The organism is Ruegeria sp. YTSC002 (assembly GCF_059609845.1).
On the sequence record NZ_JBXWML010000001.1, the window covers coordinates 676,307 to 689,306 of the forward strand.

Annotated in this window: 14 protein-coding genes; 9 read left to right on the top strand and 5 right to left on the bottom strand. The window is 57.4% G+C overall.

Going from position 1 to position 13,000, the window contains the following annotated elements:
* The first annotated feature begins 161 nt into the window (after positions 1 to 161).
* From AC2FFD_RS03380 to AC2FFD_RS03400, 5 genes are all read left to right on the top strand, one after another.
* Complete coding sequence (locus AC2FFD_RS03380; protein WP_496871940.1) at positions 162 to 2,597, top strand: GcvT family protein; 2,436 nt, start codon at positions 162 to 164, stop codon at positions 2,595 to 2,597.
* Positions 2,598 to 2,687: 90 nt separating this feature from the next.
* Positions 2,688 to 3,659, top strand: coding sequence for a LysR family transcriptional regulator (locus tag AC2FFD_RS03385; protein ID WP_170343825.1), 972 nt, complete (start codon positions 2,688 to 2,690; stop codon positions 3,657 to 3,659).
* 222 nt (positions 3,660 to 3,881) lie between these two features.
* Positions 3,882 to 4,490 (top strand): carboxymuconolactone decarboxylase family protein, encoded by a 609-nt coding sequence (locus AC2FFD_RS03390; protein WP_496871941.1) that lies wholly within the window; start codon positions 3,882 to 3,884, stop codon positions 4,488 to 4,490.
* A gap of 265 nt (positions 4,491 to 4,755) precedes the next feature.
* Entirely contained in the window at positions 4,756 to 5,679 is a 924-nt protein-coding gene (gene ppk2, locus AC2FFD_RS03395; RefSeq protein ID WP_170343828.1) for a polyphosphate kinase 2, read from the top strand.
* 119 nt (positions 5,680 to 5,798) lie between these two features.
* Complete coding sequence (locus AC2FFD_RS03400) at positions 5,799 to 7,157, top strand: MATE family efflux transporter (RefSeq protein ID WP_374041578.1); 1,359 nt, start codon at positions 5,799 to 5,801, stop codon at positions 7,155 to 7,157.
* On the opposite strand, the gene AC2FFD_RS03405 is transcribed toward AC2FFD_RS03400, so the two are convergent.
* Positions 7,154 to 7,555: a hypothetical protein gene (locus AC2FFD_RS03405; RefSeq protein WP_257599005.1), complete on the bottom strand. Its 402-nt coding sequence runs from the start codon at positions 7,553 to 7,555 to the stop codon at positions 7,154 to 7,156. The two genes, AC2FFD_RS03400 and AC2FFD_RS03405, sit on opposite strands and share 4 nt — an antisense overlap.
* A 2-nt stretch (positions 7,556 to 7,557) precedes the next feature.
* Positions 7,558 to 8,760 (bottom strand): pyridoxal phosphate-dependent aminotransferase, encoded by a 1,203-nt coding sequence (locus AC2FFD_RS03410; RefSeq protein ID WP_496871944.1) that lies wholly within the window; start codon positions 8,758 to 8,760, stop codon positions 7,558 to 7,560.
* 92 nt (positions 8,761 to 8,852) lie between these two features.
* On the opposite strand from AC2FFD_RS03410, the gene AC2FFD_RS03415 reads away from it, so the two are divergent.
* From AC2FFD_RS03415 to AC2FFD_RS03425, 3 genes are all read left to right on the top strand, one after another.
* On the top strand, positions 8,853 to 9,245 hold the full coding sequence (locus AC2FFD_RS03415; protein ID WP_170343832.1) for a helix-turn-helix domain-containing protein: 393 nt from the start codon (positions 8,853 to 8,855) through the stop codon (positions 9,243 to 9,245).
* Positions 9,246 to 9,274: 29 nt separating this feature from the next.
* Positions 9,275 to 9,499 (top strand): succinate dehydrogenase assembly factor 2, encoded by a 225-nt coding sequence (locus AC2FFD_RS03420; protein WP_170344713.1) that lies wholly within the window; start codon positions 9,275 to 9,277, stop codon positions 9,497 to 9,499.
* Between the two features lie 78 nt (positions 9,500 to 9,577).
* Entirely contained in the window at positions 9,578 to 10,075 is a 498-nt protein-coding gene (locus tag AC2FFD_RS03425) for a MarR family winged helix-turn-helix transcriptional regulator (RefSeq protein ID WP_496871947.1), read from the top strand.
* A 117-nt stretch (positions 10,076 to 10,192) separates the two neighbouring features.
* Here the strand turns inward: AC2FFD_RS03425 and AC2FFD_RS03430 are convergent, their stop codons facing one another.
* Positions 10,193 to 10,894 (bottom strand): DUF1194 domain-containing protein, encoded by a 702-nt coding sequence (locus AC2FFD_RS03430; protein WP_425078508.1) that lies wholly within the window; start codon positions 10,892 to 10,894, stop codon positions 10,193 to 10,195.
* Complete coding sequence (locus tag AC2FFD_RS03435; protein ID WP_496871949.1) at positions 10,891 to 11,319, bottom strand: VOC family protein; 429 nt, start codon at positions 11,317 to 11,319, stop codon at positions 10,891 to 10,893. Before AC2FFD_RS03435 ends, AC2FFD_RS03430 begins: the two co-directional genes overlap by 4 nt.
* Before the next feature lie 175 nt (positions 11,320 to 11,494).
* Between AC2FFD_RS03435 and thyX the strand changes: the two genes are divergently transcribed.
* Entirely contained in the window at positions 11,495 to 12,403 is a 909-nt protein-coding gene (thyX, locus tag AC2FFD_RS03440) for an FAD-dependent thymidylate synthase (protein ID WP_170343835.1), read from the top strand.
* 365 nt (positions 12,404 to 12,768) lie between these two features.
* Here the strand turns inward: thyX and AC2FFD_RS03445 are convergent, their stop codons facing one another.
* Positions 12,769 to 12,975: a cold-shock protein gene (locus tag AC2FFD_RS03445; RefSeq protein WP_152458488.1), complete on the bottom strand. Its 207-nt coding sequence runs from the start codon at positions 12,973 to 12,975 to the stop codon at positions 12,769 to 12,771.
* Between the last annotated feature and the right edge of the window lie 25 nt (positions 12,976 to 13,000).

The window sequence follows — 13,000 nt, forward strand, 5'->3', positions numbered from 1 at the left end:
TTTCCTGCACCCTAGAACCCAACTTGTCCCGGTATCAAAGCAGAAGTGCCGTTTTCAGAATTCGAAATCGCGGTTTCGATTTTCCGGCACCCGCATCTGCCCTGTTGTATGCCCATCCCGTTATTCAGCAAGACTGGTGCCGAAAATGAAGGAGCAATGCCATGAAGTCGCGTACCAGAGCCGTTGTGATAGGGGGCGGGATCGCCGGGTGTTCGACGCTCTACCACCTGACCCAGGAAGGGTGGACAGATGTGGTTTTGGTCGAACGGAATGAACTGACCTCGGGCACGACATGGCATTCGGCGGCGCAGGTCACCAATTTCGGCATGAACCAGACGATGGTCGGCCTGAAATCCCATTCGATCCGTCTGTACAAGGAACTGGCCGACGATCCGGATTATCCTATCAACTATCACCACGCAGACGGTGGGATACGTCTGGCGAATACTGAAGGGCAGATGCAAGGCTATCGTCACTTCGCGTCCATGGCGCGGGGGATGGATGTACATTTCGAGGTGATCGACGCGGATGAATGTGCCCGGCGACACCCGTTGATTTCGACCGACAATCTCATCGGCGGGCTTTGGGATCCGCTGGACGGCGACATCGATCCAGCGCAATTGTGCCAGGCCCTTGCGCGCCGGGCACGCAAGGCGGGTGCCGAGGTGTATCGAAATACGCCGGTGACCGCGCTGACACAGCACAGCGATGACACCTGGACGGTGCATACCGAGCACGGGGATATCGACTGTGATGTCGTCGTCAACGCCTGTGGTTACAGGGTCAACGAAGTCGGCGCCATGATGGGTGTGCATCATCCTGTGTCGTCCATGGAGCATCAGTATTTCCTGTCCGAAGAGATTGAGGCTATCCGGGATGCCGGGCATCGGATGCCGCTGCTGCGCTGCCCGATCAGCGACTATTATTGCCGACAGGAAAAGAACGGGCTGCTGCTCGGGTTCTACGAGCAGGGATGCAAAACCTGGGGTATGGACGGTATTGATCCGAACTTCGTGAACGCGCTGTGCCCGGATGATCTGGACCGTGTAACCGATGTTCTGGAAGGGGCCTTTGCGCGCATGCCCGCCTTGATGGAGGTTGGCATTCACACCGTGGTCAACGGGCCGATCACCTACACAATTGATGGGGCGCCTCTGGTCGGTCCGATCCCGGGCAAGCGCAACGCGTACTGCATCATTGGCCTGCGGGCCGGGCTGGGTGAAGGTGGCGGTCACGGGTGGTTGCTGGCGCAGCAGATCGTACATGGCGAGGCGTGCTATGACATGTGGTGCCTCGACCCGCGGAGGTTTTCGGGTCACGCCAATGTGGAACTCACCGCGCTCAAGGCGATCGAGGATTATCAGAACGAATTCAGGTTTCATTTTCCGCATGAACACCGCCCCGCGGGCCGGCCCGCCAAGACGACCCCTCTGACGCCTGTTCTGGCATCTGAAGGGGCCGAGTTCACTGTGGTCAACGGGTGGGAAAGGGTGGACTATTTCAAACCCGATCCCGATTTCTCGCCAACGCTCAGTTTCGATTTTGACGAAACCTTCGATTTGGTGGCCGCCGAAGTCGAAAGCATTCGAACCGGCGTCGGGCTTGCCGAGGTCAACGGGTTCAACCGCATCGAGATCACGGGATCCGACAGGCACGCATTCCTGGACCGGTTGTTTTGCGGGCTTGTTTCTCGGCGTGAGGGGCGTGTCGGGTTGGGATACCTGTTGAATGACCACGGTATGATCAAGGCAGAAGCGACGATTGCCAATCTGCCCGCCAGCGACCGGGGTCCGGCCCGGGTTTGGTATGGCTCTGCCGCGGCAAGCGAGTTTCACGACATGGATTGGTTGCGCCTGCATCTGCGCAGCGATGAGGACGTTCAGTTGCACAGCCTGACGAACGATCAGACCATTCTGGTTCTGGCTGGCCCGAAATCGCGTTCTGTCCTGTCAGCCTGCACCAGAGGAGATTGGTCGGCAGATGCGTTCCCGTGGCTCAGCGTGCGCGAGTGCTTTGTCGGTATTGCTCCGGCGACGGTCATGAACCTGAGTTACTCGGGCGAGCTGGCCTATGAAATCCATGTTCCCAACGCCTCGCTCTATGCGGCCTATCTTGCCTTGTGCGAGGCCGGCGAAACGCACGGGCTGAAACTGTTCGGTGCCAGGGCCGTTGAATCCATGCGCATGGAGAAGAGCTTTTTGCACTGGAAAGCCGATCTGATCACCGAATTTGATCCCTTTGAAACCGGCCTGGATCGGTTCGTCCGGTTGGACAAGGGCGCCTTCGTGGGGCGTGATGCCCTGTTGAAACGGAAATCGGAAGGACCGCGACGCAAGCTGGTCCCCTTGCGCATCGATTCAACCCATGGCCCGGCGCATCCCGGCGCATCACTGATGCAGGATGATACCGTCGTTGGCACAATCACGTCGGGCGAATGGGGGCATCGCACGAAGCTGAATCTGGCGCACGCTTTCATCCATCCGTCCCTGACGCAGGTTGGCCGTGAAATGAAACTGGACAGTTGCGGGAAACGGATTGGTGCGACGGTTATCAGCCCAAGCCCGTACGACCCGGATTTTGTGCGGATGAAAGCCTAGAAACGACCCTTTCGATCAACTTCTTCATTGCCGCAGGGGCAAAACTTTGCTTCGCTAGTTTCGAACAAATCGAAACAATGGTTGGTTGCCGTGTCCAAATCTCTGAGTCTTCGATGGCTGGAAGTGTTTCAGCTGATCGCCAAATCCGGATCGATTCAGCAGGTCGCATCAGAAACAGATTTGTCGATCAGCACGGTTTCGAACCACCTGCGCAGCCTTGAACGCGCGTTGGGGATTGATCTGGTCGACCATGGGCGCCGCCCCATGGGCCTGACGCCGGCGGGCGAGGTATTTGCCCGCTATGTGCGTGATGGTCTGACTGTGCTGAAGCGTGGTGAGGCCGAAATTCGAACGGGAAACTGGCAGCATGCGACGGACTTGCGACTGGCTTTGGTCGATGATTTTGACAATCAGATCGCGCCCGATCTTGTTCGTTTTCTGGCACAGGCTCTGCCACGGTGCAATTTCCGCCATTTCACGCGTCCCAGCCACGAAATTCTTGCAAAACTCCAGGAACACAAGCTTGACGTGGGCGTCGCCACGCGACCGCTGGGTCGTACCGAAGGGCTGATCGAATACCCGCTGATGAGAGACCCCTTCATCGTCGTGGTTCCCAACAAGTTTGAAGGGTCTCCGGATGAGCTGTTCAACCCGGATGCCGAATTACCGTTGTTGAGGTATTCGCGCGACTATGTGATCGGCAAGCAGATCGAAACTCAACTGGCCCGGAGCAAATACAGCCTGCCCAACCGGTTTGAGCTGGAGTGCAATCAATCCATCATCGGCCTGGTTGCGCAGGGCAGCGGCTGGGCAATCACGACCGCCGCGTGCTTTCACCGAACGCAGAGGTTTCACAACAGCGTAAAGGCCATGCCATTTCCCGGCAGCAACTTCGTTCGCACAGTGTCGCTGTTTACAACCGAAGTATATCCGGCAACGACGTCGGTTCTGATCCAGAAGGCCATGAGCAAGTTGATACGTCAGCATTTCACAAGACCGATGTGTGCCCGGCACAATTGGCTGAAGAATGAGTTCCGCACCATGGAGATAGATAGCGTCTAGCCCAATCTGACCGGGTTGCCGAACGACTGGTGGCTGAGGGCGGATGCTCGCTGGGTTTTGAATGGACATGCCATGTTGGTGCTTGGGGAAACCGGACCGACATTCGAATTGCGGTCTGCGCTGGTCCGGGTTCTTTTTGACAAGGTGGCGAATTCGTCTCGCCTCGGGCTCAATGCGCTTCTAGTCTCTGAACTACAGGCAATCACGTCAACAGGAAGCCAAATGAGCTGGATCAGAACCATCCCATTCGAGCAGGCCACAGGCAGGCTGAAGAAACTCTATGACCGCGTCACGGGCCCGGACAACAATGTGGACAATATCATGATGGCGCATTCGTTGCGTCCGCATTCGATGGAAGGGCACATGGCGATCTACAAGGCAGTGCTGCATCACTCGGGCAACAAGATACCGAAATGGTTTCTCGAGGTGCTGGGCGTGTGGGTCAGCGCGCTGAACCGATGCGGATATTGCGTCGAACACCATTTCGCAGGGTTGCAGCGGTTGCTGGGCGATGAAGAACGGGGAAATGCGATCCGGGCGGCGATCGAAGCGCGCGATCCGGCGGCCGCGCCATTGGATGCAGCGCAGGTGGCGGCCATGACCTATGCACGCAAGCTGACCGAGGATCCGGGCAATCTGGTCGAAGCGGATGTGATCGCTCTGCGTGACGCGGGGTGGGGCGATGGAGAAATCCTCGAGATCAATCAGGTCTGTTCCTACTTTTCGTATGCGAACCGGACAGTTCTGGGGCTGGGATGTTCGACGGAAGGCGACGAATTGGGTCTGTCGCCCAACAACTCGGACAACCCTGACGATTGGGGGCATCGATAAAGCCTGAAGCAAGGGGTATCGGCAGATCCGGTGCGCTATACGGGCGCCAGATTTGGCCATGTTGACCGAGGGCGGTTCAAAAAGATGTCATTGAGAATTCAGGCAAGGTCCGCTTGGGCACAGCTTGAAAAACGGCGTTTGCATCGGAACCTCGGATCCGGTTTGGAATTCATGGGTTTTTGAGGCATCAATTTGACCCCAATCAAAGCGCATCCTGGGCCTTTCTGATAGCTCGCTTTCGGGACAACAGAAAAGGAAAAAATTTATGGATGCCATTGCTCGGGTCAAAGTAGATTCAACTCAGACCAAGACTGGGCCGACCCCGGTTGCAGAGGTCGCAGAGCCCAGCCCGGAAAAGATCCGGCAGGCGTTTGAAAGCGGCAAGTACCCTTACGGCCGCAAGATGGCGCGGTCGGTGTACGAAGAACAGAAGGCCAAGCTTCAGGCAGAGTTGCTGAAGGTTCAGCTGTGGGCGCAGGAAACCGGGCAGCGTTTCGTTCTGCTGTTCGAAGGGCGCGATGCTGCTGGCAAGGGCGGTACGATAAAGCGGTTCATGGAGCACCTCAATCCGCGTCAGGCCCGGGTCGTGGCCTTGAATAAACCCACTTGGGAAGAAAAGGGGCAATGGTATTATCAGCGCTATATTCAGGAACTGCCTACAGTTGGCGAAATGGTGTTCTATGACCGGTCCTGGTACAACCGCGCGGGTGTCGAGCGGGTGATGGGCTTCTGCTCTCCCAATGAATATCTAGAGTTCATGCGGCAGACGCCGGAGTTAGAGCGGATGCTGGTGCGGTCGGGCATCCAGCTTTACAAATACTGGTTCTCGGTCACGCAGGAAGAACAGCAGCGTCGTTTCAAAAGTCGCGAGACGGATCCTCTGAAACAGTGGAAGCTGTCACCGATTGACAAGGCCAGCCTCAGCAAGTGGGACGATTACACCGAAGCAAAAGAGGCCATGTTCTTTTACACCGATACCGCGGACGCGCCGTGGACGATCATCAAATCGAATGACAAGAAACGCGCGCGCCTGAATTGCATGCGGCATTTTCTGTCGACGCTGGACTATCCGGGCAAGGATCACGACATTGTGGGTGAACCCGATCCGTTGATCGTGGGGCAGGCGCATCACGTCATCCACCGGTCCGAGCATATTTTGGGTACAGCATTGCACCCGGACGCCCGTTAACCGCCACGGTGCCTGCTCTTGTCGTGTGAGTAGGCACCGGAGTCTCATATTGAAATTTTAGTGATCTTCTCTTGTCCCGCGCCAAGCCCGCGCATATGGCTGGTGCAATGACAAAAGTGATGACATATCCGGCCCACTTTCGGGCGATTGCCGTGCTTGGCCTGCCGTTGGTCGGTGGCCACCTGGCGCAGTTTGCCATTGGCCTGACCGACACTATCATGCTGGGCTGGTACGGGGTCGAGGCGCTGGCAGCCGTTACCTTGGCCAGCAGCTATTACTTCGTTTTGTTTTTGTTTGGCGCGGGGTTCGGCTGGGCCGTCATGCCGATGGTTGCCACTGCGGCGGCAGAAGGGGACGAAACCAGCATTCGCCGCTCGACCCGCATGGGGCTGTGGTTGTCGCTGCTGTATGCTGCGGTGGTCATGCCGTTGTTGTGGTGGTCCTATCCGATCCTGATCGCCATGAAACAAGAGCCGCATATCGCTGAAACTGCGTCGGAGTATTTGCGCGTTGCCGGTTGGGGGTTGTTTCCGGCGCTCATCGTGATGGTGTTGAAATCCTACCTTGCGGCTCTGGAGCGAACTCAGATCGTGCTTTGGATCACGGTTGCGGCGGCGGTTGTGAACGGGTTTACCAACTATGCGCTGATCTTTGGCAACTGGGGCGCCCCTGAACTGGGCGTGATGGGCGCAGCGATCGCGTCGATCGCAACGCAGGTCGTTTCGCTGGTCGCGGTTGTCGTCTATGTGGTTCGGACCTTGCCGGAACACAGCCTCTTTCAGCGCTTCTGGCGCCCGGATTGGGAAATGTTCATCAGCGTGTGGAAACTGGGCGTGCCCATTGGTCTGACCACCCTGGCCGAGGTGTCGCTGTTTGCAACATCAGCCGTGATGATGGGCTGGCTGGGTCAGGTCCCGCTGGCCGCGCACGGAATCGCCCTGAATCTGGCGTCGGCCACCTTCATGGTACATCTGGGGCTGTCCAATGCGGCCACCATCCGGGCCGGCAACGCGTTGGGCCGCCGGGACAAGGCGCATCTGGAAAAAGGTGCGATTGCCGTGACGGGCATGTCGCTGGTCATGTCCGTCGTGACCGTCATCCTGTTCCTGACATATGCCGAGCCGCTGATTTCCCTGTTCATGGAGGCCGATGATCCGCAGCGCGGACAAATCCTGGCTATCGGGACCGGATTGCTGGCCATGGCTGCCCTGTTCCAACTGGTCGACGGGGCGCAGGTGATTGCGCTGGGTCTGCTGCGCGGGTTGCAGGATGCCAAGATTCCCATGGTTATGGCGGCGCTCAGCTATTGGGTCGTGGGAATCCCGGCGTCGTATTATTTCGGCTTCGTCCGTCAGATGGACGGCATCGGTGTCTGGCTGGGATTGGTGCTTGGTCTGGCCTTCGCGGCGGTACTGCTGATGGCCCGGTTCTGGCTGCATTCGGTGCGGCAGATGCAGGCGCCGGCGGAACCGGCCTAGTCTTTGCTCAACCGGTCGGCCTTTTTCCGAACCAAAACCGTGCGCAGATCGTGCATCGCCATCAGCAACCTGTCGGTCACATCCTCAAGCTGTTCGTCGCTTGCCTTGGACTGCGCCCATTGCGTTGTCAGGTTCAGATAGTCGACAGCGCGGTGAATATCGTCAATGTCGCGCTGGGCCAGTACGGCCCGGCGCTCTTGCATCCATTGGGCGATCTCGGCCTGATCCCGTTCGGACAACGTCCGTTGCCCGTGCGGCTTGACCTCGCCGTTGCGGATGTTGACGACGGCAATCTGATCCATCTCGATCCGGCGTTGGCGGTTTTCCGTATCGATCCGAAACACGGCAGCCCCGTTTTCACGGATGCGAAAGTAGTATTCGGGAAGGTCGGCAGACATGTTCACCTCAGAGATGCACAAAAGCGCTGTATTCGACCGCAGGCTTCGGTCAGGGCTGCATCGGACGTAGCATAGCTGACCCGGAAGTTGGGTGACAGGCCAAAGGCCGCGCCAAACACGACGGCGACATCCGCCTCTTCCAACAGGGCCGTGGCAAAGGCTTCATCGTTTTCGATGACGGTTCCCGCGGGTGTTGTTTTGCCAATCAGCCCGGCGATCGAAGGGTAGACATAAAACGCGCCCTCAGGTGTCGGGCAGGTTACACCGTCAATCTCGTTCAACATGCGCACCACCAGATCACGGCGGCGTTTGAACGTTTCATTGTTCGGGGCCAGAAAATCCTGTGTTCCGTTCAGCGCTTCCACCGCCGCCCACTGGCTGATCGAGCAGGGGTTCGAAGTGGATTGCGACTGGATCTTGCGCATCGCCGAGATGAGTTCGACCGGACCGGCCGCATAACCGATGCGCCAGCCTGTCATGGCATAGGCCTTCGAAACACCGTTGCAGGTGAGCGTCCTGTCATACAGACCGGGCTCGACCTCGGCAGGCGTGCAGAATTCAAAGCCGTCATAGGCCAGGTGCTCGTACATGTCGTCCGACATGATCCAGACATGCGGATGGCGCATCAGAACATCGGTGAGGGCCTTGAGCTCATCCCGGCTGTACCCTGCGCCTGTCGGGTTGGAAGGCGAGTTGAAGATGAACCATTTCGTCCTGGGGGTGATTGCGGCTTCCAGTTGTTCTGCCGTCAGCTTGAAGCTGTTGACCAGCGTCGTTTCAACAACAACCGGCGTTCCACCCGCCAGCAAAACCATGTCGGGGTAGCTTACCCAATAAGGCGCGGGGATGATCACCTCGTCACCGTCATTCATTGTTGCCATCAAGGCGTTGTACAGCGTCTGTTTGCCGCCCGTTCCAACCGAGATCTGCGCGGGCGTGTACTCAAGCCCGTGATCGCGCTTCATCTTGGCGCAAACCGCCTGCTTCAGTTCAGGAATGCCGTCTGGAGCAGTGTATTTTGTTTTACCCGCTGCAATCGCTGCAACAGCAGCGTCTTTGATGTTTTGCGGGGTGTCGAAATCCGGCTCACCCGCGCTCAGGCCGATCACGTCGCGCCCGGCGGCTTTCAACTCGGCGGCCTTGGCTGTCATAGCGATTGTGGGCGAGGGTTTGACGCGTGACAGTGTCGCAGACAGGAAACTCATGGATGGCCTCGGTTTGTATGTTCAACCCGACTGTCATAGGGTGCGTCGGAATGACGATCAAGCCGTATGGACACTGTGAATTGGAGACCCGAATGAATGATGAAAAAGACTGGTATGGACCGGACTCTGCGACATTCGGGGACCGTTTGGCAGGCGCTCGCGAAGCGGCCGGAATGACCCAAGCCGAGTTGGCGCGCCGCCTTGGTGTCAAGAAGACGACGATCGTCGATTGGGAAAACGATCTGTCCGAGCCGCGCGCGAACCGATTGTCGATGATGGCGGGGCTGGTCAATGTCTCGATCATGTGGCTGCTGACCGGCGAGGGGGACGGCATGGATGCCCCGGTGGAAGAGGGTGAAGGCGGTATGGAACTGTCAACCGCCGTGGCTGAACTGCGCGCCATTCGGGGCGAGATGCGGGTTTGTGCCGAACGTGCGGCGCGGCTGGAAAAGAAAATGCGTCTGATGCTGGAGCAGAAGAATTGAGTGAACCCAGGGACGTACGCATCAAGCGAATGAAAATGCGATCCATGCGGCGCGGGATCAAAGAGATGGACATTATCCTGTCCGCTTATGCCGATCGCAACCTGGCCGATATGGATGCGGCCGGGCTTGATGTCTTTGACGCGCTGCTGCACGAAAACGATCAGGACCTCTATCAATGGGTCACAGGTCAGGTGCAGCCACCAGCGCAGTTTGCCAGTTTGATTTCAAACATCGCGCAGACCTTTCAGAAATAAGAAAAAAACCGGCTTAACCGATTTTTCGGACTTTCAGGTCATCGTGTCTCAAACAGCACGACTGAATCGGAGGGTCGGATGAGTATGGAAATGCAGGTCTCCGGGCTGGAAGCCAAGGGGTTCATGACCAGCTATCTTGAGGCGCTGGCCCTGGTGGAACGGCTGCACCGGTTGCTGCTGGACGTCATCAAGGATGAATTCGAGCGCGTTGGCGTGCTGGAAATCAACGCGGTTCAGGCGCTGCTGCTGTTCAATATCGGCGATCACGAAGTGACGGCGGGTGAGTTGAAAAGCCGCGGCTACTATCAGGGCAGCAATGTCAGCTACAACCTCAAGAAACTGGTTGAGATGGGGTATATGCACCACCAGAGATGCGAGATAGACCGCCGCTCTGTTCGCGTTCGTCTGACATCAAGAGGCAGGGAAATCCGCAATATCGTGTCCGACCTGTTTGCGCGTCACGCCGAAGGATTGCAAAGCAGGGGCGTGTTGGAGTTGGAAGGTATCGAAGACATCACCACGTCGCTGCGCCGCGTGGAGCGATATTGGACGGACCAGATCCGATACATCTACTGACCAGGGTTGTGCGTTGGGCAGAACCTAATCCGTCCTGCACTGATGCACAGGCCTGGCGGCCTTGTTCAAATGCCGGTCCAGAGAACTGGCCCGCAAAAGCAGCAATCAGGCGCGGATTTATTGCGGGTCTTCATCGAGCGCGCCAATCTGCAAACCGCTCAATTCCCGTTTCAGCTTTTTCCGCATGGCCCGCTCGAAATCCTCGAACCCCTGAGCGACTTCCAAAAAGGCGCCAGGACCATGCAGGACATTGTTTTCAAAAAAGGGGATCAGAAAAAGTTCGCCTTCAAAATCCGCCGCGTTGATCACGAGGCCATTGACCACCACATTCTGAAAAGCGAAGTGCCGATAGGCTATCCGTGGTCCATAGCCATCATTGTTGGAACCATCTCCGGACAGGTCAATCGTTTGAAACAAGCACTGGGGTGCCTGGCTCATCAAGGTTGACCCGAACGCCAGGGCATGGCCCATGGCGGTCGCTGATCCTGTATCTGACCGAACAGAGGCACTTATCTGACCTGAGGCGAAAAGCAGGTCGGCAACATCTTCGATCAGCAACCAATTCAAAATGATGTGCTGCGTGGAACGGCCGCTCCATTCGTAAACAGCCAAAGCAACCGGCATAGGAGAGGAGAAAAAGGCCTCCTGCACTTCGGGTGCGATCAGCGCAGCAGCCAAACCCTGCCGTTGCAGCAAGTCCTCGGCCTCATCGACCGAAACTGAAATGTCCATGGCCAGTGCAAGGGCCAGACGACACGGCTCGGCCTTGATCGGGCTGGCCAGCACGGCCAGCCCAAGTGTTATGACCCACCGGATCACCAGTGGCCAACGCTTTCCATGCTGGCCCAGGGTTCCTTCGGCTCCAGAGCATCGCCGTTTTGCAAAAGCTCGATCGAGATATTGTCGGGCGAGCGTACAAAGGCCATGCGACCGTCACGCGGAGGGCGATTGATCGTAACACCATTGTCCTGAAGGTGCTGGCAAACCTCGTAGATGTTGTCGAAGCCGTAGGCGAGGTGACCGAAATGGCGGCTGTCGCTGGGAAGGCCGTCATCACCGTCCCAGTTGTAGGTCAGCTCGATCGGCGCATCCTCCTGCCCCGGAGGTGCCATGAAAATCAGTGAAAACCGCCCGGCTTCGCTGTCATAGCGGCGTGTTTCCTTCAGGCCCAGAAGCTTGTAAAACGCCATGGATTTTTCCAGATCCTTCACGCGGACCATTGTGTGAAGATATGTCAGCGCCATTTTGGTCATCCTTTTCGACTCAGTTTGCAAAGAGCTTAGCGCCCCGACCCAGTGTGTCGAGACCGCCGGGTCTGGCGAACTGAATTTTGCGTGGGTTGCGGCATATATCGCGGTTTCGATGTTGCGATTGGCGAGATATAGTAGGGGGCGACTCATTGCCAGAAAGGAAAACTTGATGCCGCTGTCCGCTGACCAACAGGCCGAGATCGAAGCGCAACGTGCCCAATCGCATCCCACTCGTCGCGTCGTTTCAGCGGGAATGGAAGATCACCTTTATACCGCGCATCAGGTTCTGGATCACGGTTTTGTTCGCGTCATCGACTACATGGGCGATGACGCCGCTATCTGTCAGGCCGCACGTGTGTCTTACGGCAAAGGAACCAAATCGGTTCAGAATGACGAAGGTCTGATCCGGTATCTGATGCGGCACTGGCATTCGACCCCTTTTGAAATGTGCGAGGTCAAACTGCATGTGAAGCTGCCGGTCTTCGTGGCGCGGCAGTGGATTCGGCACCGTACGGCCAATGTAAATGAATACTCGGCGCGGTACTCGATTCTTGATCGTGAGTTCTATATTCCCGCACCCGAACATGTGGCCGCCCAATCAGAGGTGAACAATCAAGGCCGTGGATCCGCCCTGGAAGGCGAAGAGGCCGCGCGTGTTCTGGACATCCTGAGGGCAGACAGCGCCCGGTGCTATGACAATTACGAGTCGATGATCAGCCAGGACGGGCAGCAAGGTCTGGCACGAGAATTGGCGCGGATGAACCTGCCCGCGAACATCTATACGCAGTGGTACTGGAAGGTCGACCTGCACAACCTGTTCCATTTTTTGCGCCTGCGCGCTGACCCTCATGCTCAATATGAGATCCGCGTTTACGCTGATACGATGTGCAAGATCGTCGCCGACTGGGTGCCCTTTGCCTACAAAGCATTCGAGGATTACCGTCTTGGGGCCGTCAACCTGTCCGCTCAGATGGTCGAAAGCCTGCGACGCATGCTGGCGGGTGAGGACGTCACGCAGGAAAGCTCGGGCATGACGGCTCGGGAGTGGCGCGAGTTCGAAGAGATCATTCGCAAATAGTATTCGAATTTGCCCGGCGCCAATTTGTTCGGATTGTCATGCCAAGCGGCCCATCGCTTGGGCAGTGTGTGGGGTTTTGCGACGTATGCATGATGACCTGAAATCGGAACGACAAGCGTCGCAACGTGCCAGCGTTGCCCCGAGCAACCAATGAAAGCCTGGGAATTCCGGCATGAGGGCCGGGCTGAGGGCTGGCCGCAGGAACCCGGGGTATCCGACACCATTGCAACGGATACACATCATTGACGTCGCGCAAATGAACCATCCGCGCGCGGGTAATGGAACAGGCCCGGTAGGGGGTGGTTGACGGCCGGAAATTGGCCGCCATCCTTAATGGATTAATCCCGCGATCAGCGGCGATGTCGTTACAACGGCTTCAATTCCGCAGCCATTTGTCGGCCGTCGCGTCCGTCCTGCAACTCGTACGAGACTTTCTGATTGTCTGCGAGTCCGGTGAGGCCGGACCGTTCTACGGCCGAGATATGTACAAACACATCTTTGCCCCCTTCATCAGGGGCAATAAAACCATAACCTTTAGTGGTATTGAACCATTTCACGGTGCCGGTTGGCATGTCCCGTGTCTCCTTCTACTTGCGC

Coding starts and splice junctions, on each gene's coding strand:
- AC2FFD_RS03380 (WP_496871940.1), top strand. CDS start 162: ATGAAGTCGCGTACCAGAGCCGTTGTGATAGGGGGCGGGATCGCCGGG.
- AC2FFD_RS03390 (WP_496871941.1), top strand. CDS start 3,882: ATGAGCTGGATCAGAACCATCCCATTCGAGCAGGCCACAGGCAGGCTG.
- ppk2 (WP_170343828.1), top strand. CDS start 4,756: ATGGATGCCATTGCTCGGGTCAAAGTAGATTCAACTCAGACCAAGACT.
- AC2FFD_RS03400 (WP_374041578.1), top strand. CDS start 5,799: ATGACATATCCGGCCCACTTTCGGGCGATTGCCGTGCTTGGCCTGCCG.
- AC2FFD_RS03405 (WP_257599005.1), bottom strand. CDS start 7,555: ATGTCTGCCGACCTTCCCGAATACTACTTTCGCATCCGTGAAAACGGG.
- AC2FFD_RS03410 (WP_496871944.1), bottom strand. CDS start 8,760: ATGAGTTTCCTGTCTGCGACACTGTCACGCGTCAAACCCTCGCCCACA.
- AC2FFD_RS03415 (WP_170343832.1), top strand. CDS start 8,853: ATGAATGATGAAAAAGACTGGTATGGACCGGACTCTGCGACATTCGGG.
- AC2FFD_RS03420 (WP_170344713.1), top strand. CDS start 9,275: ATGAAAATGCGATCCATGCGGCGCGGGATCAAAGAGATGGACATTATC.
- AC2FFD_RS03425 (WP_496871947.1), top strand. CDS start 9,578: ATGAGTATGGAAATGCAGGTCTCCGGGCTGGAAGCCAAGGGGTTCATG.
- AC2FFD_RS03435 (WP_496871949.1), bottom strand. CDS start 11,319: ATGGCGCTGACATATCTTCACACAATGGTCCGCGTGAAGGATCTGGAA.
- thyX (WP_170343835.1), top strand. CDS start 11,495: ATGCCGCTGTCCGCTGACCAACAGGCCGAGATCGAAGCGCAACGTGCC.
- AC2FFD_RS03445 (WP_152458488.1), bottom strand. CDS start 12,975: ATGCCAACCGGCACCGTGAAATGGTTCAATACCACTAAAGGTTATGGT.